This window comes from Acinetobacter sp. 24-47-66 (genome assembly GCF_056779755.1).
On the sequence record NZ_JBWYIL010000004.1, the window covers coordinates 116,640 to 138,032 of the forward strand.

The 21,393-nt window shown below is 38.8% G+C and carries 18 protein-coding genes; 13 read left to right on the forward strand and 5 right to left on the reverse strand.

The annotated features are described in order from the left end of the window. Position 1: 1 nt before the first annotated feature. From clpA to AC1M84_RS05690, 3 genes are all read left to right on the forward strand, one after another. Positions 2–2,278, forward strand: coding sequence for an ATP-dependent Clp protease ATP-binding subunit ClpA (gene clpA, locus AC1M84_RS05680; protein ID WP_035263687.1), 2,277 nt, complete (start codon positions 2–4; stop codon positions 2,276–2,278). A 61-nt stretch (positions 2,279–2,339) separates the two neighbouring features. Next, on the forward strand, positions 2,340–2,693 hold the full coding sequence (locus AC1M84_RS05685) for a YnfA family protein (protein WP_092766358.1): 354 nt from the start codon (positions 2,340–2,342) through the stop codon (positions 2,691–2,693). A 215-nt stretch (positions 2,694–2,908) separates the two neighbouring features. Then, positions 2,909–4,201, forward strand: coding sequence for an MFS transporter (locus tag AC1M84_RS05690; protein ID WP_092766357.1), 1,293 nt, complete (start codon positions 2,909–2,911; stop codon positions 4,199–4,201). Positions 4,202–4,250: 49 nt separating this feature from the next. Here AC1M84_RS05690 and argF read toward each other — a convergent pair whose 3' ends face one another. Together argF and AC1M84_RS05700 are read right to left on the reverse strand one after the other, a co-directional pair. Beyond that, a complete protein-coding gene (argF, locus tag AC1M84_RS05695; protein ID WP_481587506.1) occupies positions 4,251–5,171 on the reverse strand; it encodes an ornithine carbamoyltransferase in 921 nt (306 codons plus the stop codon). Positions 5,172–5,288: 117 nt separating this feature from the next. Further along, positions 5,289–5,942 carry a TetR/AcrR family transcriptional regulator gene (locus AC1M84_RS05700; protein WP_092766355.1) on the reverse strand — a complete coding sequence of 218 codons (654 nt, stop codon included), beginning with the start codon at positions 5,940–5,942 and terminating at the stop codon, positions 5,289–5,291. Between the two features lie 218 nt (positions 5,943–6,160). Between AC1M84_RS05700 and prpB the strand changes: the two genes are divergently transcribed. Together prpB and prpC are read left to right on the forward strand one after the other, a co-directional pair. Continuing rightward, on the forward strand, positions 6,161–7,045 hold the full coding sequence (prpB, locus tag AC1M84_RS05705) for a methylisocitrate lyase (RefSeq protein WP_035263679.1): 885 nt from the start codon (positions 6,161–6,163) through the stop codon (positions 7,043–7,045). 4 nt (positions 7,046–7,049) lie between these two features. Then, positions 7,050–8,180, forward strand: coding sequence for a bifunctional 2-methylcitrate synthase/citrate synthase (gene prpC / locus AC1M84_RS05710; RefSeq protein ID WP_092766353.1), 1,131 nt, complete (start codon positions 7,050–7,052; stop codon positions 8,178–8,180). 200 nt (positions 8,181–8,380) lie between these two features. Here the strand turns inward: prpC and AC1M84_RS05715 are convergent, their stop codons facing one another. The 3 genes from AC1M84_RS05715 to glnL all read right to left on the reverse strand — a co-directional run bounded on the left by AC1M84_RS05715 (position 8,381) and on the right by glnL (position 11,557). Further along, positions 8,381–8,866, reverse strand: coding sequence for a hypothetical protein (locus tag AC1M84_RS05715; protein WP_481594597.1), 486 nt, complete (start codon positions 8,864–8,866; stop codon positions 8,381–8,383). A 104-nt stretch (positions 8,867–8,970) separates the two neighbouring features. Then, positions 8,971–10,461: a nitrogen regulation protein NR(I) gene (gene glnG, locus AC1M84_RS05720; protein WP_481594598.1), complete on the reverse strand. Its 1,491-nt coding sequence runs from the start codon at positions 10,459–10,461 to the stop codon at positions 8,971–8,973. Continuing rightward, a complete protein-coding gene (gene glnL / locus AC1M84_RS05725; protein WP_035263674.1) occupies positions 10,448–11,557 on the reverse strand; it encodes a nitrogen regulation protein NR(II) in 1,110 nt (369 codons plus the stop codon). The genes glnG and glnL overlap by 14 nt, the downstream gene beginning before the upstream one ends. Positions 11,558–11,918: 361 nt before the next feature. On the opposite strand from glnL, the gene rimO reads away from it, so the two are divergent. The 8 genes from rimO (at position 11,919) to bamA (ending at position 21,369) form a co-directional block, all read left to right on the forward strand. Further along, positions 11,919–13,262 (forward strand): 30S ribosomal protein S12 methylthiotransferase RimO, encoded by a 1,344-nt coding sequence (gene rimO / locus AC1M84_RS05730; protein ID WP_481594599.1) that lies wholly within the window; start codon positions 11,919–11,921, stop codon positions 13,260–13,262. Positions 13,263–13,309: 47 nt separating this feature from the next. Beyond that, on the forward strand, positions 13,310–14,038 hold the full coding sequence (gene pyrH, locus AC1M84_RS05735; RefSeq protein WP_035263670.1) for a UMP kinase: 729 nt from the start codon (positions 13,310–13,312) through the stop codon (positions 14,036–14,038). A 76-nt stretch (positions 14,039–14,114) separates the two neighbouring features. After that, positions 14,115–14,669 carry a ribosome recycling factor gene (gene frr / locus AC1M84_RS05740; RefSeq protein WP_035263669.1) on the forward strand — a complete coding sequence of 185 codons (555 nt, stop codon included), beginning with the start codon at positions 14,115–14,117 and terminating at the stop codon, positions 14,667–14,669. A gap of 8 nt (positions 14,670–14,677) precedes the next feature. Then, positions 14,678–15,424 (forward strand): polyprenyl diphosphate synthase, encoded by a 747-nt coding sequence (gene uppS, locus AC1M84_RS05745; RefSeq protein WP_481594600.1) that lies wholly within the window; start codon positions 14,678–14,680, stop codon positions 15,422–15,424. A 2-nt stretch (positions 15,425–15,426) separates the two neighbouring features. Beyond that, positions 15,427–16,251 (forward strand): phosphatidate cytidylyltransferase, encoded by an 825-nt coding sequence (locus tag AC1M84_RS05750; RefSeq protein WP_035263666.1) that lies wholly within the window; start codon positions 15,427–15,429, stop codon positions 16,249–16,251. After that, positions 16,252–17,448 carry a 1-deoxy-D-xylulose-5-phosphate reductoisomerase gene (gene ispC, locus AC1M84_RS05755; protein WP_481594601.1) on the forward strand — a complete coding sequence of 399 codons (1,197 nt, stop codon included), beginning with the start codon at positions 16,252–16,254 and terminating at the stop codon, positions 17,446–17,448. 1 nt (position 17,449) lies between these two features. Then, positions 17,450–18,805 carry an RIP metalloprotease RseP gene (gene rseP / locus AC1M84_RS05760; protein WP_481594602.1) on the forward strand — a complete coding sequence of 452 codons (1,356 nt, stop codon included), beginning with the start codon at positions 17,450–17,452 and terminating at the stop codon, positions 18,803–18,805. Between the two features lie 41 nt (positions 18,806–18,846). Next, complete coding sequence (bamA, locus tag AC1M84_RS05765) at positions 18,847–21,369, forward strand: outer membrane protein assembly factor BamA (RefSeq protein WP_481594603.1); 2,523 nt, start codon at positions 18,847–18,849, stop codon at positions 21,367–21,369. Positions 21,370–21,393: the final 24 nt, after the last annotated feature.

Here is a 21,393-nt window from a genome sequence, read left to right on the forward strand (position 1 = left end):
CATGCTCAGTCGTCAATTAGAAGTATCACTGCGTTTGGCTGTTAGCATGGCTCGTCAAAAGAGACATGAGTTTCTTACAGTTGAACATTTGTTACTCGCACTTTTAGATAATGATTCTGCCGTGAATGCACTAAAAGCCTGCGGTGCAGAAATTGTCAGTTTGCGTAAAGAACTTGAAGAGTATGTAGAGCAACATACGCCTAAATTAGGCGATAATGCTGAACAAGCGCCTCATCCTACAGAAAGCTTTGATCGTATATTGCAACGTGCAATTTTCCATGTTCAGTCTAGTGGTGGAGATCGGACGGTTGAAGGTGCAGATGTACTGGTGGCAATGTACTCAGAACGAGATTCATTTGCGGTTTATTTGCTAAAACGCCACCAAATCAATCGTCTTACTTTAACTCAATATCTTTCACACGGTGCGCGTAAGGAAGATGTTCCAGCTGAAGAAGAAACGGATGACTTAGATGGTGAAAACTCAGCCTCAGCAAATGCAGGTCCATTAGAACTTTATACCCTAAATCTCAATGCAGAAGCTTTAAAGGGTAAAACCGATCCTTTGATTGGTCGTGAAAAAGAAATTGAGCGTGCAGCTCAAATTCTATGTCGACGTCGTAAAAACAATCCGCTTTTGGTGGGTGATCCAGGTGTGGGTAAAACATCCATAGCAGAAGGTTTGGCTTGGCTGATTGTTAACAATAAAGCACCAAAGCCACTGCTTAATGCAGAAGTCTATAGTTTGGATATCGGTGCACTTGTTGCAGGTACAAAATACCGTGGTGACTTTGAGAAACGATTAAAGCAATTGTTGAATGCCCTAAAGAAGAAGCCAGAAGCAATTTTGTTTATTGATGAAATTCATATGATCATTGGTGCAGGCTCAAGTATGGGTAGCACTATGGATGCATCGAATTTAATCAAACCTGCATTGGCAAATGGTACTTTACGTTGCATTGGCTCAACAACGTTTCAAGAATATCGTCAAGTTTTTGAAAAAGATCATGCATTATCACGCCGTTTCCAAAAAATTGATGTTAATGAGCCATCAATTAATGAAACAATTGATATTCTTCGTGGACTCAAGTCTAAATTTGAAGAATTTCATAAAGTTCAATATGATGATGCAGCTCTTGTTTCTGCAGTTGAGTTATCGGCTAAATTTATCAATGATCGCTTCCTCCCAGATAAAGCGATTGACGTAATAGATGAAGCAGGGGCACAACGACGTTTGAGAGCTGATCAAGATAACACTTTGATTACAGTTGAAAATATTGAAGATATTGTTTCGAAAATTGCACGAATTCCACCTAAAACTGTGTCTAAAGATGATAAATCTGTACTTGAGCACTTAGAGCGTGATCTTAAACGAGTTGTATTTGGTCAAGATGAGGCGATTACCGCATTATCCTCTGCAATTAAATTGTCACGAGCTGGGCTTAAAGCACCAGATAAGCCAGTTGGTAGTTTTGTATTTGCAGGACCTACTGGTGTAGGTAAAACTGAGGTAACAAAACAACTTGCAAAACTACTCGGTGTTGAACTAGTCAGATTTGATATGTCTGAATATATGGAACGCCATGCGGTTTCACGTTTAATTGGTGCACCTCCAGGTTATGTTGGTTTTGATCAAGGTGGCTTACTGACTGACGCAATACATAAAAATCCACATTGTGTATTGTTATTGGATGAGATTGAAAAGGCACATCCTGATGTGTTTAATTTATTGCTGCAAGTCATGGATCATGGTTCATTAACTGATAATAATGGTCGTAAGTCAGACTTCAGAAATGTCATTATAGTGTTAACAACGAATATTGGCGCTGAAAGTATTTCCCGTACAAGTATTGGTTTTACAGAGCAAGATAATAGTCGTGATAATCAGGAAGCAATGAAGAAGGCATTTACACCAGAGTTTAGAAACCGCTTAGATGGGGTTATTCAATTTAAAGCTCTACCTACGACAGTAATCGATTCTGTAGTAGATAAATTCCTTACAGAACTTCAAGCTCAACTTGATGACAAAAAAGTTGTTTTAGAAGTAGATCAGTCTGCACGAGATTGGTTAAGTGAAAATGGTTATGATCGTCTGATGGGTGCTCGTCCAATGCAGCGTTTGATTCAAGAGCATTTGAAAAAGCCGCTTGCTGAAATGATTTTATTTGGTGAGCTGGCTGAAAACGGCGGTAATGTAGCAGTAACAGTTAAAAAAGAAGATGGCAAAGCTGTTGGATTGAAGTTGGAAGTATTTGAAGATTCTGCAGCTGAACCAGCATAGTGTGTTATTAATTGTATTAAAGCCCGTTTATTTAAACGGGCTTTAATTTTTGGGTGAAAGTATGGACATACAAGTTACAAAAGTAATATCTACGACAGCTTTATTTTTTCTGACAGCACTGATGGAAATATTAGGGTGTTACTTTCCATATTTGATCCTAAATCAAGGGCGTTCGCATTGGTTGTGGCTACCCACTTTTGTCGCACTCGCTGCTTTTGTGTGGTTATTGACTTTGCATCCAGCAGCATCAGGTCGAATATATGCTGCATATGGAGGTATTTATATTTGTTCGGCATTGTTGTGGTTAAAGTTTGTGGATCAAATGGATCTTACTAAATGGGATATCATTGGTGGCGGAGTGGTTATTTTCGGGGCGCTGATTATCATTTTACAGCCACAAGGCTTAATTCGGTGAGTTGTCATAGGAGAAAGTCTGTTTAATTAAATTAATAATAAATCGACCTTGAATATTTTTGAGAAAAATTTAGAAGCCTATTTAATAAAATTTACATAAAGGCTTTTTAAATTGGCATGAAATAGGCATATATTTTCCGTCTATAATTTTGAAATACTTCAGAGTTTCATTATTATTCGACAATAAACGATGTAATTAGAATAAGGATTTTTCATTTGTCTACAACATATTCCAAGCAAGAAAAAACCAGCCGTATCAAAGGAATTATTGGTGCAGCTTCAGGTAATTTAGTTGAATGGTTCGATTTTTATATTTATGCAGTATTCGCTGTATATTTTACCCAAGCTTTAACTGCGCCAGATATGGATAGTTCTACCCAAGCCATCTATGTGTGGGGTGTATTTGCAGCAAGCTTTTTTATGCGGCCTATCGGTAGTTGGCTTTTTGGTCGAATTGCAGATAAACACGGTCGAAAAAAATCAATGGTCATCTCGATTATATTGATGGCTATAAGTTCTTTCATGTTCGCAGCATTACCAACGTATGAACAAGTAGGTATGGCTGCACCGTTTTTATTATTAATGGTTCGATTGCTTCAAGGCTTATCCGTTGGTGGTGAATATGGTGCTGTGGCGACTTATATGAGTGAATTGGGTTTAAAAGGTCAACGTGGCTTTTTTTCATCATTTCAATACGTAACGCTCACGGGTGGTCAACTCCTTGCAAGTTTATTGGGTGTAATATTCTTAGCATTTATGTCTGAACAGCAGCTTTATGATGGGGGATGGCGAATTCCATTTATTATTGGTGGTGTTGCAGCAATTTTATCTTTATTAGCGAGAAGTAGATTAGAAGAGACTTTATCTAGTGATGAAAGTGACAAAGAAGATTCTGGTACACTTCGTGAGCTTTTTAAAAATCACTGGAAAACTTTCCTATTGGTAGTTGGTTATACTTCAGCAGGCTCTCTTAGTTTCTATGTGATTACAGTTTACTCAAAAACTTACCTTACCAATATTGGAATAGATCCTAAAACGGTAGGGTTGATGATGACAGCCTGTATTTTTGTACTCATGGTGGCGCAACCATTCTTTGGTGCATTGTCAGATCGTATTGGTCGCAGAAATTCTATGCTGTTATTTAGTGGTCTGATGGCTATATTTATCTATCCAGTCATGGCAATCGGGATGAGATATTTCAGCGAAACTCCATTCATTGTAGCGATGCTACTGATTTTCCTGATGCTATTGCTTAGTTTGTATACCTCTATTGGCGGTATTGTAAAAGCTGAAATGTTTCCTCCGCATGTACGTGCGTTGGGTGTAGGTTTCTCATATGCGATAGGTAATGCCGTATTTGGTGGTTCTGCACCTTCTGTTGCCTTGCAGTTTAAGGCGGCAGGAATTGAAAATTCATTTTTTATTTACGTGATCATTATTTTAATCGTATGTTTCTTTTGTAGTTGGCAACTTCCAAAAGAACCTAAATATTTAAAAGATGACCATTAAGATTTAGAAAATAAAAAAGCACCCGAGGGTGCTTTTTTAGTGGATGAAATTAATCTTTTTTTAAGCTTTCATTGATGAGGAACTCAACAAGTGCTTTTTGAGCGTGAAGGCGGTTTTCAGCTTCATCCCATACCACAGCATTTTTATGATCGAGCATATTTTCTGAAATTTCTTCACCGCGATGGGCAGGCAAGCAGTGCATAAATAAACAGTCTGGATGAGCAAGATCCATTAGACGTTCATTGACTTGAAAATCAGCAAAAGCTTTTTCACGAATTTTTTGCTCTTCTTCTTGTCCCATGCTGGCCCAAACATCAGTAACGATAAGGTCGGCATTCACTGCAGCATCTTCAGCAGAGTCTACAACTTCGGCGCAGTGCGCGAATTCAGAGAGAAATTCAGGTTTTGGTTCATAACCTTTTGGTGATGCAATCTTAAGTTTAAAGCCCCACATATGTGCAGCTTCGATATATGAGTTACACATATTATTACCATCACCAATCCACGCAACGGTTTTGCCTTGGATAGAGCCACGGTGTTCTACGAATGTTTGAACATCAGCAAGCAATTGGCAAGGGTGGTGATCATCGGTCAGTGCATTAATAACTGGGACTTTAGAATATTCTGCAAAACGTGTGACAATATCGTGGCCAAAAGTACGAATCATCACAATATCAAGCATGCTTGAAATAACGCGAGCTGAATCTTCAATCGGTTCGCCGCGACCTAATTGTGTATCCCGGGACGAGAGGAAAATTGCGCTACCACCAAATTGGGTCATACCCGCTTCAAAAGAAACACGGGTACGTGTGCTCGATTTTTCAAAAATCATTCCCATTACTTTACCAACAAAGGGTTGGTAGACTTCATGATTATGCTGCATGCGTTTTAATTCTATAGCACGATCAATAATGCGATTTAATTCTGCAGTTGAAAGGTCACGTAAAGTAAGAAAATGTCGTAGAGCCATGGTTACTCCACAATCATTGTTTCGTCAAAATAGTAAATGAGACGACCAATAATTGTTGGTTGATGAAAAAAACGAGAATCGACTAATATACTATATGTAAAGAGAATTGCAAAAAAACTAGACTTTTTGGTGCCCATCTAGGAAGCGATCGACAGAATAGCTGATGTATTCGATGGTTTCTTGATCGGTTTCAAGTACTGGTATCCCCATTAAAATTTTCCATTCTAAATTTCTTAAGATTCCAAAATATAATTGAGCAGAAAATAAAGGATTTTCACATTTTAACACACCAAGTTTATGCGCATTTTCTAATGCATTTGCGATCGCTAACTGGATATGTTTAGGGCCTTTTTCGTGCAAATAAAGAGCAAGTTCAGGATTTTTTTGGGATTGCTCAATCACGAGGCGCATAAAGGCAGTGTGATCTTCTTTTTTAATGTGGCGATGAAAGTTAAGTAGTGTATGTATCAGATAAGATCTAAAATCGCCATGATCTGGATCATATGCAACACAGATATCTTTAAAAAAGAGTTCACGTCGATAATCACATATAGCAGTAAAAAGGCCTTCTTTGCCGCCAAAATATTTATAAATAGATGCTTTGGAGCCTCCAGCATGTTGAACAATATCATCCAAAGACACAGCATCGTAGCCACGTTCCAAGAATAGCGTATTAGCGCTTAGCAATAATGCTAAACGTCGTTCTTGACCACGGCGAGTATGGGGCATATCACAACCAGAAGTTTCAATATGCGGAAATGGATGTTGCATGCAGTATCAATAGCGAAAATGAAATTGAAGATGGAGTATAACAAATTAAAGCACTTAACGCCTGACACTCAAAATAATAACAAAATCAAAAAATGAATAATAATTCATTTTTATATGACTAAAGTTTTAGAGCAAAAATACTAAACGGTCATATATCAAACTAAATTTATAGATATACTAAAAACTCGATAATTATAGTAAACACTGTGGAAAGGAATATGACAGAACAATCGTCTGCAGGCTTAAGATTTAGACAAGCATTAGAAGTGGAAAAGCCATTACAAATCATCGGAACTGTAAATGCATATGCAGCAATGATGGCAAAACAAGTTGGCTATAAAGCAATTTATCTATCTGGCGCAGGTGTTGCAAACTATTCCTATGGTCTTCCTGATTTGGGAATGACGAGTTTAGATAATGTGCTTGAAGATGTTCGTCGTATCACTGAACGTGTAGATACGCCTTTGCTTGTGGATATTGATACAGGTTGGGGCGGTGCATTTAATATTGCACGAAGTATCAAGCAAATGATCGCTGCTGGAGCTGCTGCTGTTCATATTGAAGACCAAGTTGCGCAAAAACGCTGCGGACATCGTCCGAATAAAGAAATTGTGTCACAACAAGAAATGGTAGACCGTATTAAGGCTGCTGTTGATGCAAAAACTGATTCTAATTTCGTGGTCATGGCACGTACGGATGCGCTGCAAAAAGAAGGGCTTCAAGCCGTCATTGATCGTGCATGTGCATGTGTTGAAGCTGGAGCTGATGCTATTTTTGCGGAAGCGATGACTGATATAACGATGTATAAAACAGTCTGTGATGCTGTAGGTGTGCCTGTGCTAGCGAATATCACTGAATTTGGTGATACCCCTTATTATACGACCGAAGAGCTAGCAGAACAGGGAATTTCAATGGTGTTATACCCATTGTCTGCGACACGTGCGATGCAGAAAGCAGCATTAGAAGTGATGCATTCAATTCGTAAAGACGGCACGCAAGTGAATGTTATTGATAAAATGCAACAACGAAAAGAATTATACGAGTTCCTTGATTATCATACTTTCGAAAACACACTAGATAAGCTATTCACTCAGGAGAAATAAAAAAATGGCTGAAGGAAAAGTATTGACTGGCGCAGGATTGCGTGGACAAGTCGCAGGTAAAACAGCACTTTCAACCGTTGGGAAAAGTGGTGCAGGCTTAACATATCGTGGTTATGATGTTCAGGATTTGGCGGAAAATTGCCAATTTGAAGAAGTTGCATATTTAATTTTCTTTGGTGAACTACCTACGGCGCAACAACTTGCGGACTATAAAGCAAAACTAAAATCACTGAGAGCATTACCACAAGCACTAAAAGAAGTGCTTGAGCGTATTCCAGCAGATTCACATCCTATGGATGTTATGCGTACAGGTGTTTCTATGTTGGGTAACTTAGAAACAGAACAGTCCTTTGGTGAACAGCAAGATATAGCTGATCGTATTTTGGCAACATTGCCAGCCATTATTTGTTATTGGTATCGATATAGCCATGATGGTGTTCGTATCGAAGAAAATACTGATGACGACTCAATTGGTGCTCAATTCTTGCATTTATTGCGTGGCGAAAAACCTAATGAATTGCATGAACAAGTCATGAATGTTTCTTTAATTCTCTATGCAGAACATGAATTTAACGCTTCAACATTTACGGCACGTGTGTGTGCTTCGACGTTATCAGATTTACATTCGTGTATTACAGGTGCGATTGGTTCTTTGCGTGGTCCACTGCATGGCGGTGCAAATGAAGCTGCAATGGATATGATTGAGCAATGGAAATCTCCTGAAGAAGCTGAGCGCGAAATGCTGGGTATGCTCGAACGCAAAGAAAAAATCATGGGCTTTGGTCATGCAATTTACAAAGACAATGATCCACGTAATGGGATTATTAAGGTATGGTCTGAGCGCTTGGCTAAGGACGTAGGAGATACTGTTTTATATCCAGTATCAGTACGTTGTGAAGAAGTCATGTGGCGAGAGAAAAAATTATTCTGTAATGCTGATTTCTTCCATGCTTCTGCTTATCACTTTATGGGTATACCAACGAAGCTATTCACGCCAATTTTTGTGATGTCTCGTGTAACAGGATGGGCGGCACATGTGATGGAGCAGCGTGCAGACAACCGTATTATTCGACCAAGTGCAGATTACACAGGACCTGAATTACGCAAAGTTGTACCAATTGAACAGCGTGCTTGAAAAGCATAATAAAAAGCTCCTTCGGGAGCTTTTTATTTTGTTGAGCTGAGTAAAATGGCATCTTGTTTTTCGTAGCCTGTTTCAGTAGGAATACCCATGTAACTAATGACTGCAACGCGATAATTGGGGAAAGTGTAAGGAAATGCGTAAAGTTTTTTGATCTGAGGTAAATTACGATGATATCGAATATTCTCGAATTGTTAACTTTTATACATTGAAGGATCAGAGCTTTGGCTGAGTTGTACCTGAGATTGGAATTTACTTACTTTAATTTCAGGCACGTTTAACCAAAAATTTCCAGTCTGTTCTCTTTGTCTATTGAATTTTAGTTTAGCAGTCTTGGGGCTTAATGGTGTTGGTTTGACAAGGCGAGCTTGAATACTTTGAATTTTGCGTAGCGTATGCTGAATTTCAGTAATGTGATTTCGGCTATTTAATGGGGTATAAATGGATTGAACCTCAATCGCTTTATGTGGGTTTCTGCTGTTGAGCAAATAATAATAAAGTGTTGGTGGTCGACCAGATTCATCATGGTAATGGCGTAAATAATATATTTTCTGATCTTTAATATCTGAATCTAGTACTTCTATTGTCTCCGGACCGCCGACTGTGGCAAAGGAGGGTGAAGAAATAAGGCAGAAGATGATACCTAGATAAGTTTTATGCTTTAAGTGATTATTGTTCATTTGGACTCATCTTTTTGTATCTTATATTGAGCATGATTTAAAATTTTAGAATTATGATGAAGAATAGGTTAATCAATTGTGTTGATTAACCTAAATCTAGAAGTTTACTCGGCTGTAGTGCTTACGATTTCATCTTCATAATCTTCAGCAGTATCCATTCCTAATTCTTTTAGCTTACGAGTCAAGGTATTACGACCCCAACCTAAAAGCTCAGCAGCATGGCGTTTTCTTCCTCGAGTTTGTTGTAGTGCCGCATTAATTAAGGTGCGTTCAAACATAGGCGTGGCGATATCCAATAATTTCATTTCACCATTTTTGAGTTTTTGTACAGCCCACTGACTAAGCAACTCATCCCAATGCTGAATAGCGATACGATCTGCTTGATTGTGTGGATGATTTGGATCATCAGATTTTTGGATTGGTAGTTGTTTTAACTCAGAAGGAAGATCTTCTGGATAAACCTCTCGTCCAGTAATCATCACTGTCAGCCAGCGACATGTGTTTTCAAGTTGACGTACATTACCTTGCCAAGGCAACTGTTTCATGTATTCAATAGTTTCTGTACGTAAAATCTTTGGACTTACACCAAGTTCTTTACCTGCTCGTGCGAGAAAGTGTTGTGCGAGCATCGGAATGTCTTCCGAGCGGTGAGCAAGTTTAGGAATATGAATACGAATTACATTCAGACGATGATAAAGATCCTCACGGAAGCGTCCATCATGTACTAATTTTTCTAGATCTTGGTGAGTCGCAGCGACAATGCGGACATCAACACGCACTGGAATGTGTCCACCGACGCGATAAAACTCGCCATCAGCTAAAACCCGCAATAAACGCGTTTGGGTTTCGAATGGCATGTCCCCGATTTCATCGAGGAATAATGTACCACCATTGGCTTGCTCAAAACGACCTTGTCGCTGAGTATTAGCGCCAGTGAATGCACCTTTTTCATGACCAAATAATTCAGTTTCAATCAAATCTTTCGGAATGGCAGCCATATTAAGCGCAATAAATGGCTTGCTGCTACGAGGTGAATGACGATGCAATGCATGAGCGACTAACTCTTTACCTGTACCTGACTCACCATTAATTAATACCGTAATGTGTGATTGCGACAAACGTCCAATTGCTCGGAAGACTTCCTGCATTGCAGGAGATTCTCCAATGATCTCAGTTGATTGAATTGGCTGTACGGTTGATTTCGCAGATTCTTGTTGTTGGAGCTTATTAATGTGCATGATGGCACGATTGACAAGTGCTAAAGCCTCATCAATATCAAATGGTTTTGGTAAATATTCAAAAGCACCCGTTTGATAGCTTGATACTGCTGACTCTAGATCCGAATGTGCCGTCATGATGATCACAGGTAGATCAGGATAATGACCTTTGACTTTAGCGAGAAAGGTAAGACCATCAATTCCTGGCATCCGTATATCTGTCAAAATTACATCAGGTGTATCATCAAGTAACTGATCCAGTGCAGATTGAGCTTCTTCGAAACTGGTAACATCTAAACCTTCTTCTTTAAATGTTTTTTCTAGAACCCAACGCATGGCGCGATCGTCATCTATTACCCAAATTTTATTTCGCGACATGGTTTAACTCCCAAGGTATATAAAGACTAAATACGGTTTTGCCCGGAACGGATTGGCATTCAATCATTCCATTGTGTTGATGCATAATATTTTGTGCGATGCTCAGACCTAAGCCTGTTCCTTTAGCGCGTCCTGTGACTAATGGATAAAATACGGACTCCAAAATTTCTTCTGGAACGCCAGGGCCGTTATCTTCAATATCAATTCGAACAGTTGAGCGGTGTAAAGTTCCGTTAATCGTGACAAGGCGATGAATACGTGTACGCAAGGTTAATTCAGGTTGAGTGTCTTGAAAAAACTCTTTGTTTTCAGTCATGGCCTGAACAGCATTTACACTGATATTCAACATCACTTGAATAAGTTGATCCCGATCTGCTTCAACATCAGGTAATGAAAGATCATAATCACGTGTAATTTTAATTTTCTTTTTCGTTTGATTTACAATTAACGAACGCACACGCTCCAAAGGCTCGTGAACATTTACTGGTTCATAGCTTGGTAACTGCCGAGAGCCGAGCATTGTGTCAGCAAGATTTCTCAGGCGATCTACTTCACTAATAATAATGTCCGTAAATTCTTTATATTCAGGGTCATTTAAACTACGTGCCAATAATTGAGTTGCGCCACGTATGCCCCCTAATGGATTCTTAATCTCATGCGCGACACCTCTGATTAATTGGCGTGCGACCTGATGTTGTTGAATAAAATTTTCTTCTTTAGAAATTTTCAACATTCGATCAATTGGATTAAGTTCAATCAGAAGGAGGGGGTGATAACTTTTTCCAGTGTTAAGTTGGGCAACAGAATAGTCAACATGTACATCTTTAAAGTTCACAATAATAGTCGCTTCACGGCGGGTATAAGCTTGCCCCGTGAGTAACGTATTTGTGAGTGCTTCTTCAGTGTTAAATGAATCACCTGGAGATTGTAAAATACTGAGCACAGATTGACCTGATGCTCTCAATAAACTGATATCAAAGAGTGCTTCACATGAGGAATTTAAATAAAAAATATTTAATTCACTATCGACTAAAAGTATCGCAGTGCTCAAGTTGTCTACGAGTAAACGGTAATCAATCGTTGGTTGTTGATTCATTAACCTCAAAATCCTGTCTTAAAATAGAGCAATTGCATCTATGTATTTTTCAATCACTGCTCACAAAGAGGGAGTTATTTAATTTTAACGTCCTCAAATAAAGCAAAATATGAGCCAACTTTTTTTAAAATCGTTAAATACAACTAAAATGAACTCATTTATTAAGAAAAAAAGCGCGAAGCGATTGCAAAATATTCATGCAAAGTTGGGGTTATTTAATAATGCATCATATTGGTGCGATTGCAATATTTTTTAAAATTTATGGGAATATTTTGGTGCGTTATGCAAAGAGTGGGGTTTTCAACTGTTTTTATGAATTGAAAAGACATACAATACGCGGATTCTAGTGGAGCGCAGATTCATGAAATCCCCCAAAGTCGGTTTTGTTTCTTTAGGTTGTCCTAAGGCATTGGTAGATTCCGAGCGAATTCTTACTCAGTTAAAAACTGAAGGTTATGATGTAGCGTCGGATTATGACGGTGCTGATTTAGTTGTTGTTAATACCTGTGGTTTTATTGAATCTGCAGTACAAGAGTCATTAGACGCGATTGGTGAGGCGATGAGTGCGAACGGTCGCGTCATCGTAACAGGTTGTTTGGGTAAAGATGAAGAAAAAATTCGTCAAATGCATCCAAACGTACTTAAAGTTACTGGTGCAGCAGCTTATCAAGAAGTAATGGAAGCTGTGCATCAATATGTTCCAGAACCTCCTAAACACAATCCGTTTATTGATCTTGTGCCAGAACAAGGTATTCGATTAACACCAAAACATTATGCATATTTGAAGATATCTGAAGGCTGTAACCATCGTTGTACCTTCTGTATTATTCCAAGTATGCGTGGCGATCTGGTATCTCGCCCAGTCGGTTCAGTATTAGAAGAAGCGGCGGCTTTAAAACGATCTGGTGTTAAAGAAGTCTTGGTTATTTCTCAAGATACATCGGCATATGGTGTAGACACGAAATACAAGCTTGATTTTTGGAATGGTCAGCCTGTAAAAACTAAGTTCTATGATATGTGTGAAGCATTAGGTCAATTGGGTATTTGGGTACGTCTGCATTATGTCTACCCATATCCACATGTTGATGCAGTTATCGATTTGATGGCACAGGGTAAGATCTTGCCTTACTTAGATATTCCATTCCAACATGCAAGCCCTAAAATTTTAAAATTAATGAAGCGTCCAGCGCATAGTGAAAACACACTAGAGCGTTTAAAAGTTTGGCGTGAAAAGTGTCCTGATTTAGTCATTCGTTCAACATTTGTTGTGGGCTTCCCAGGTGAAACTGAAGAAGATTTTGTGCAACTTCTTGATTGGTTGAAAGAAGCTCAGCTTGATCGCGTTGGTTGTTTCACTTACTCTCCAGTTGAAGGTGCAATTGCAAATGATCTTCCAGATCATGTGCCTGAAGAAATTAAACAGGAACGCTATGAACGCTTTATGCAGGTTCAGCAAGAAATTTCTGCTGCAAAACTACAAAAGCGTATAGGTCAAACCATGACTGTGCTGGTTGATGATCTAGAAGAAGAGTTTCCAGTTGCAGTGGCGCGTTCTTATGCAGATGCCCCTGAAATTGATGGAAATGTCTTTGTGGAAGATATTGATAAAAGCAAGATTAAAGCAGGTGATTTACTGGTTGTGAAAATCACTGATGCGGATGAATACGACCTTTATGCAGAATTGATTGAAATTAAAACCGCATAATTGTTTGAAGTAATACATATAAATGAATTCGGATATTGGAGTTTGTAATGTTAGATTCTAAAAAACCACGCTTTGGTCGTATTCTGCTAAAACTTTCGGGTGAAGCGCTAGCAGGCAATAAAGATATGGGTATTGACGCACAAGTCCTTGATCAAATGTCTTTATCTATTGCTCACTTGGTTGGTCTAGGTGTGCAAGTTGGTATCGTTGTGGGTGGTGGTAACCTTTATCGTGGTAGCCAATTACAGCAAGATGGATTGGTTGGTCGCGTAACAGGTGATCAAATGGGTATGCTGGCAACTGTGATGAATGGTTTGGCGCTACGAGATGCATTGGTACGTCGTAATATCAAAACCCGTTTAATGTCAGCATTACCAATCGGTACAGTTGTAGAATCATATTCTAGCCGTGATGCGATTCGTCATTTAAATAATGGTGAAGTTTGTGTGTTTGTTGCGGGTACTGGTAATCCATTCTTTACGACAGATACGGCTGCATGTTTACGTGGTATTGAGATTGAGGCTAACTTAATTCTCAAAGCGACGAAGGTGGATGGTGTCTACAATAAAGATCCAAGCAAATACGAAGATGCTGTTAAATATGATGCATTGACATTTGACCAAGTCTTAGATGAGAAACTTGGTGTAATGGATTTAACCGCGATTTGCTTATGCCGTGACCATAATGTTCCACTTCAAGTATTCGATATGAATAAATCAGGTGCATTATTATCAGTGGTTATGGGTGAAAAAGAAGGTACTCACGTTACTAATTGATGTACGTGGCTTTCAAAGCTATTTATACTAAACACTATTTTGATTTAAATTTTGAGAATTAGGTAAGGAAGATCACATGATTAACGATCTTAAAAAAGATGCTGAAGAGCGCATGAATAAATCATTGGACTCATTAGAGCATGGTTTTGCTAAAGTTCGTACAGGTCGTGCACATCCATCAATTCTTAATGGCGTAATGGTTCCTTACTATGGCTCTGATGTGCCATTAAACCAAGTTGCTAACATTGGTGTTGAAGATTCGCGTACATTGCTTGTTCAACCTTTCGAGCGCACTATGGTTGCTGCAATTGATAAAGCAATTCGTGAGTCAGATTTAGGTTTGAACCCAATTACTGCTGATTCAATTCGTGTACCAATGGCGGCATTAACTGAAGAAACACGTCGTGATATGCAAAAAGTGGCACGTAACGAAGCTGAAAATGCAAAAGTTGCGATTCGTAATATTCGCCGTGATGTATTGGGTGATATTAAAGCATTGTTGAAAGAAAAAGAAATTTCTGAAGATGATGAGCGTCGTGCGGGCGATGAAATCCAAAAAATCACAGATAAATTTGTTGCTGAAGTTGAAAAGCGTTTAGCAGCAAAAGAAGCAGAGTTGATGAAGGTCTAAGCTATATAATGACCATCTCAGCAGAGCTTCTGCCACAACATGTTGCCATCATTATGGATGGCAACAATCGTTTTGCAAAAAAGAAACATCTACAAAAAGGTGATGGACATCGTGAAGGAAAAAATGTCCTTGATCCGATTGTAGAGCATTGTCGTAAAGTGGGTGTGAAAGCACTTACTGTCTATGCCTTCTCAAGTGAAAACTGGAATCGACCTCAATACGAAGTTGATTTGCTCATGAAACTGTTGGAAGAGACGATTAATGAACAAATCCCTCGAATGATTAAGTTCCAAATTGGACTAAGATTCATTGGGGATCGCTCTCGTTTGTCGCCAGAATTGCAACAATTAATGTTGCAAGCAGAACAAAGGACTGCTACTTTCACAGAAATGACGCTCACAATTGCTGTGAGTTATGGCGGAATGTGGGATATCGCACAAACTGCTAAAACAATCGCACAACTCGTCAAAGAACAAAAAATTGATGTTGCTCAAGTTGATGTTGATTTGTTTGCTCAGCATGTCAGTTTAGGTGACTTACCTCCAGTCGATTTATTGATTCGTACTGGTGGTGATTATCGGTTGTCTAATTTTTTATTATGGCAATCTGCATATGCTGAATTGTATTTTACTGAGACGTTGTGGCCAGAATTCACAACAGAAGAATTGGATCATGCCTTTGGTGTGTTTTTAGGGCGAGAAAGGCGCTTTGGAAAAACTTCTGAGCAGGTCCAACAAGAGAAAATAGAGAACTAATAATGTTAGAGCGGATAATTACCGCATTGATTTTAGTGGCTGTAGTCTTGAGCTGTATGTTTGCAACTACATCCATTTATCCAATGTTAGCGTTAATGATTATCGCTGCCGGGGGGGCTGGCTATGAGTGGTTTAAACTCATGCCTCGTCAAACTGATCAAGTGAATAAATTTAAAGCAGGATGCTTTGGTGTAATCACTGCGGTATTTTCTGCAATTGCGCTTTATTTTGATGATCTAGTACTGCTGTTGTGGAGTGCTTCGATTATTACTTGGGTTATTACCATTTATTGGGTTAAGCAATATCCTCTTTATGATGCGTGGTATAACACTTCACTGAATTGGATTGGTGTAGTGATTATTAGCGCTGCAGTATCGGCAATATACGAAGTCTGGATAAGTTCACCTTGGTGGCTCATGTATCTATTCCTCTTAGTGTGGGGTGCTGATAGTGGGGCGTATTTTGTAGGTAGGAAGCTTGGTAAGCGTAAGCTTGCACCTGAGGTGAGCCCGAATAAATCTATTGAAGGGTTAATCGGTGGTGTAATTACAGTCATCATTGTTATCTTATTTGTACAATTTAACTATTTAGATTTAACCGCAGTAGAGCATATTCTATTTTTACTCCTATCTGTGCTGACAGTATTTAGCTCAGTTCAAGGTGATTTATTTGAATCAATGATTAAGCGTCGTGCAGGTATTAAGGATTCAGGTCGTATTTTGCCTGGTCATGGTGGTGTATTAGATCGCATTGATTCATTGCTTGCTGCCGCACCTATTTTTGCTGCGGGAATATTTGTTTTAAAACTTGTTGGTGTAGATTTATAGATGTCTCAATCAGTATGTATATTAGGTGTAACAGGTTCAATTGGACAAAGTACCTTAAAAGTCATTGATCGACATCCAGAGAAGTACAATGTTTTTGCGGTATCTGCATTTAGTCGTGTAGAGCAGTTAAGCGAAATATGTCAACAATATCATCCACAGTATGCTGTTGTACCTTCAGGCAAGGTGGATGAACTACATCAATTTTTCAAATTAAAAAATATCACTTCAACCGAAATTCTCTCTGATGAGTCGGGTTTAATCGCTGTTGCTGAGCATCCTCAGGTTGATATCGTGATGGCGGCGATAGTGGGTGCGGCAGGATTATTGCCAACACTCGCTGCTGTTCAAGCTGGTAAGCGTGTTCTTCTAGCAAATAAAGAATCGTTGGTGATGTCTGGTGACATCATGATGAAGGCTGCCAAAGAGAATAATGCCTTATTATTACCTGTAGATTCTGAACACAACGCAATATTTCAGTGCCTGCCTCAAAATTATTTGCAATTAGATACAGCTGGTAAACCCCAGTTAGGTGTCTCACAAATTTTGTTGACTGCTTCTGGCGGTCCATTTTTGCATCATACGCTTGATGAGCTCAGTACGGTGACACCTGCACAGGCTTGTAAGCACCCTAATTGGTCTATGGGGCAGAAGATATCAGTTGATTCGGCAACGCTAATGAACAAAGGTCTCGAGTTGATCGAGGCCTGTCATTTATTTTCAATTCAAGAACATTTTGTTACAGTGGTTGTGCACCCACAAAGTATTATTCACTCAATGGTTCAGTATGTTGATGGTAGTACTTTGGCTCAAATGGGTAATCCTGATATGTGTACGCCGATTGCACATGCATTTGCATGGCCAGATCGGATTGAAACACATGTTCCTTCGCTTGATTTATTTGTAAACGATACGCTTAATTTTAAGCAGCCTGATACTGTGCGATTTCCAGCGCTGCAATTGGCTCGTGAAGCAATGAAATCTGGAGGATTGGCGCCTGCGATCTTAAATGCTGCAAACGAAATTGCGGTTGAAGCATTTTTAAAAAATAAAATCAAATTTTTAGATATTCCTAAAGTTGTTGAATCCACTTTGAATCATGTTCAAAATTCAAATGCTGATTCTTTAGAGCTAATCTTAGAGACTGATGCGCTTGCACGTCGCTATGCTATTCAACTCACGAATTCACTGAGTACCTAAGATGAATATACTTTTCATTATCGTCGCGGCTATTTTGCTTCTAGGTCCATTGATTGCAATTCATGAATTTGGACATTACTGGGTAGCACGAAAACTTGGCGTTAAGGTTCTTGTGTATTCAATTGGATTTGGTCCAACAGTTTTAAAGTGGACCTCTAAAAAATCGGGTATCCAATATCAGCTCTCTGCATTACCTTTAGGTGGTTATGTAAAAATGCTGGATGAGCGTGAAGGTAATGTAAGTGCGGAAGATTTACCGTATGCGTTTAATCGGCAATCCCCTTTAAAACGTATAGCAATCGTTGCTGCGGGGCCACTTGTTAATTTAATTTTTGCTGTTTTACTTTTTTGGATTCTATTCTTACCAGCACAAGAACAATTAAACACTCGAATTGGTAAAGTGATTGAAAATACGCCAGCCGAACAAGTAGAGATGCGTTCTGGTGATAAAATCATAGCTGTGGATGGAACTGCGACGCCAACTTGGGAAAAATTGAATTATGCGCTGATTGATCGCGTAGGTGAAACTGGTACGATTCAAATTCAAGCTGATCGTGATGGTCAGGTACAAACTTTTAATTTACCGATTCAGCAATTTCTAAAAGATCAGTCTCAATCACCTTTGGAAATCTTGGGATTTTTACCATATCGACCTCATATTCAACCAGTTGTGCATAAATTATCTGAAGATGGTGCTGCTATACGCCAAGGGATGAAAGAAGGTGATGTAATTGTCGCGATTGATAATAAAAAAATTAACGATTGGTTTGAAGTTGTTGATATAGTACAAAAATCACCAGAAAAACTATTGAATATTGAGGTGATGCGTCAAGGCGAGATCGTTCAATTAAAGGTCATGCCCCAAGGGAAGCGCGATAATATGGGGAATACGACAGGAATGTTGGGAGTTCAAGCTCAATCTGGTCAGATCAATATTCCTGCTGAATATAAGCATACAATTCAATATAATCCAGCGGAAGCTTTTGTGGTTGCGGTTGAGAAAACGGGTCAATTATCATCTATGATCTTAGGCTCAATTGTCAAAATGATTCGTGGATTGATTGGGTTGGATAATCTCTCGGGTCCAATTACGATCGCTAAAGTTGCAGGTCAAAGTGCTGAAATGGGGTGGCAAACTTTCATTTCATTTATGGCATTAATGAGTGTGAGTTTGGGGATATTAAATTTGCTTCCGATTCCGATGTTGGATGGTGGGCATTTAGTTTATTACATAATTGAATTAATTCGTGGTAAACCTGTTTCTGAACAAATACAATTGGTTGGATTAAAAATTGGTATGGTGTTGCTGGGAAGTATGATGTTTCTCGCAATATTTAATGATTTTATGCGTTTATAAGCGTTATAGATGGATAATTAACTTACTGGAAAACAATAGGCATGCAGCACAAACATTTATTTATGCCATTGGCACTCGTTAGCGCAATGGCAGCAGTACAACAAGTATATGCAGCAGACGAGTTTATCGCGCGGGATGTGCGTGTTGATGGATTAGTTCGACTAACGCAAGCTAATGTACTCGCAATGTTACCGGTGAATGCTGGGGATCGCATTAATGATCCAGTGATTGCGAATGCGATCCGTGCGTTGTATGCCTCTAATTCGTTTGATGATATTCAAGCTTTCAAAGAAAACGATGTTTTGGTTTTCAAAGTCGTTGAACGTCCTATTATTTCTAAAATCAATTTCAAGGGTAATAAGCTCATTCCAAAAGAAGCCTTGGAAGAGGGCTTGAAGAAAATGGGTCTAGCTGAAGGTGAGGTGCTCACTAAATTTGCACTTCAGACGCTAGAAACCGAGCTTGAACAACAGTATTCACAACAAGGTCGCTACAATGCTGATATTCAGGTTGAAACTGTTGCAAAAGCTAATAACCGTGTAGATGTCAATATTAATTTCATTGAAGGTAAACCAGCTAAAGTTTTTGAAATTAATTTAATTGGTAATACTGTATTTAAAGACGATGAAATTAAGCAAGTCTTTGCTGTCAAGGAAAGCGGATGGTTATCTGTCATTTCCAGAAATGATCGCTACGCGCGTGAAAAAATGGCAGCAAGCCTTGAAGCATTAAGAGCTTTATACCTTAATAAAGGTTATATCAATTTTGAAATTACCAACTCTAATTTGAATATCAGTGAAGATAAAAAAAATATTTTCATTGAAGTTTCAATGAATGAGGGTGAGCAATTTAAATTTGGTGAAACCAAATTTTTAGGTGATGCTTTATATAAAGACGAAGATCTTCGTGCACTAAAGATTTATAAAGATGATGCAACTTACTCACAAGAGTTGGTGAATGCAGTAAAACAGTTATTACAGCGTAAGTATGGTAATGCTGGTTATTACTATGCGGAAATTAATGTTGTGCCTCAAATTGACAATGAAACAAAAAAAGTTAATTTGAATTATTACATCAATCCGGGTCAGCAAGTTATGGTTAGACGTATTAATTTTACAGGTAATACCAAGACTGCTGATGAGGTTTTACGTCGTGAAATGCGCCAGATGGAAGGTGCATTAGCGAGTAATGAAAAAATTGATCTTTCAAAAGTCCGTTTGATGCGTACTGGATTTTTCAGCAAAGTTGATGTTAAGCCTGTACGTGTTCCAGGAGCGCCTGATCAAATCGATTTGAATATCGCTGTTGAAGAACAACACTCAGGATCAAGTACTTTAGCTGTTGGTTATTCGCAAAATGGTGGTATCACATTCCAAGCAGGCTTAAGTCAAACTAACTTCTTAGGTACAGGTAACCGGGTAGCGATTGATCTTTCTCGTTCTGAGACACAAGATTATTATAACCTAAGTGTTACTGATCCATACTTTACAATTGATGGTGTCAGCCGTGGTTACAATCTCTATTATCGTAAGACGAAATTAGACGAAGATTATAACGTTAACAATTATGTTACAGATAGCTTCGGTGGTGGTCTGAGCTTTGGTTACCCAATTGATGAGAATCAGAGCTTAAGTGCTGGTATTAATATTGATCAAACTGAAGTAACGACTGGTCCATTTGTTTCTACTTATGTACGTGATTATTTACTTGCCAATGGTGGTAGGGAAACAAGTACTGGTAAGTATTGTCCAGTCGACTTAGAGCCAATTAAAGATGATAACGGTAATGTAATTGGTTATGAACCTTGCTCTGAACCTGAAGTTGAGTACGGTAATGAGTTTAAAGGTGATTTCTTTACTTATAGTTTAAATTTAGGTTGGTCTTATAACACATTAAATAATCCACGCTTCCCAACGTCGGGTATGTCTCATCGTGTTAATGCAGAGATTGCATTGCCGGGTAGTGATGTTGAATATCAGAAGGTAACATACGATACTCAAGCCTTTATTCCTTTAGGAAAGGATTTTGTATGGCGTGGTTATGGTAAGGTAGGTTTCGGTAATGATTTACCATTCTATAAAAACTATTACGCTGGTGGTTATGGGTCTGTTCGTGGTTACGATAATAGTACATTAGGTCCAAAATATCCGAGTATTACAGATGCTGCTCTAACTAGAGAAGATAGAAACCCTGAAGAGGTGGGGGGTAATGCATTAGTTCAATTTGGCACTGAATTAATCTTACCAGTTCCTTTTAAAGGCGACTGGGCGCGACAGGTCCGTCCTGTTATTTTTGCAGAAGGTGCTCAAGTGTTCGACACTCAATGTGACGTACCTACTGGAAATATTTATTTTGGCGCAACCAATCCGACGGCATTCGATGCTAGACAGTACTGTAAAGATAACTTTGGCTTCGATGCCGGAAATATGCGTTATAGTGTTGGTGTAGGCTTCACATGGATTACGATGATTGGTCCACTATCATTAAGCTATGCGTACCCACTGAATGATAAGCCTGGTGATGAAACTAAGTCTGTTCAATTTGAAATTGGTCGTACTTTCTAGTACGGCCTTTTGCCTTAAAAGGAA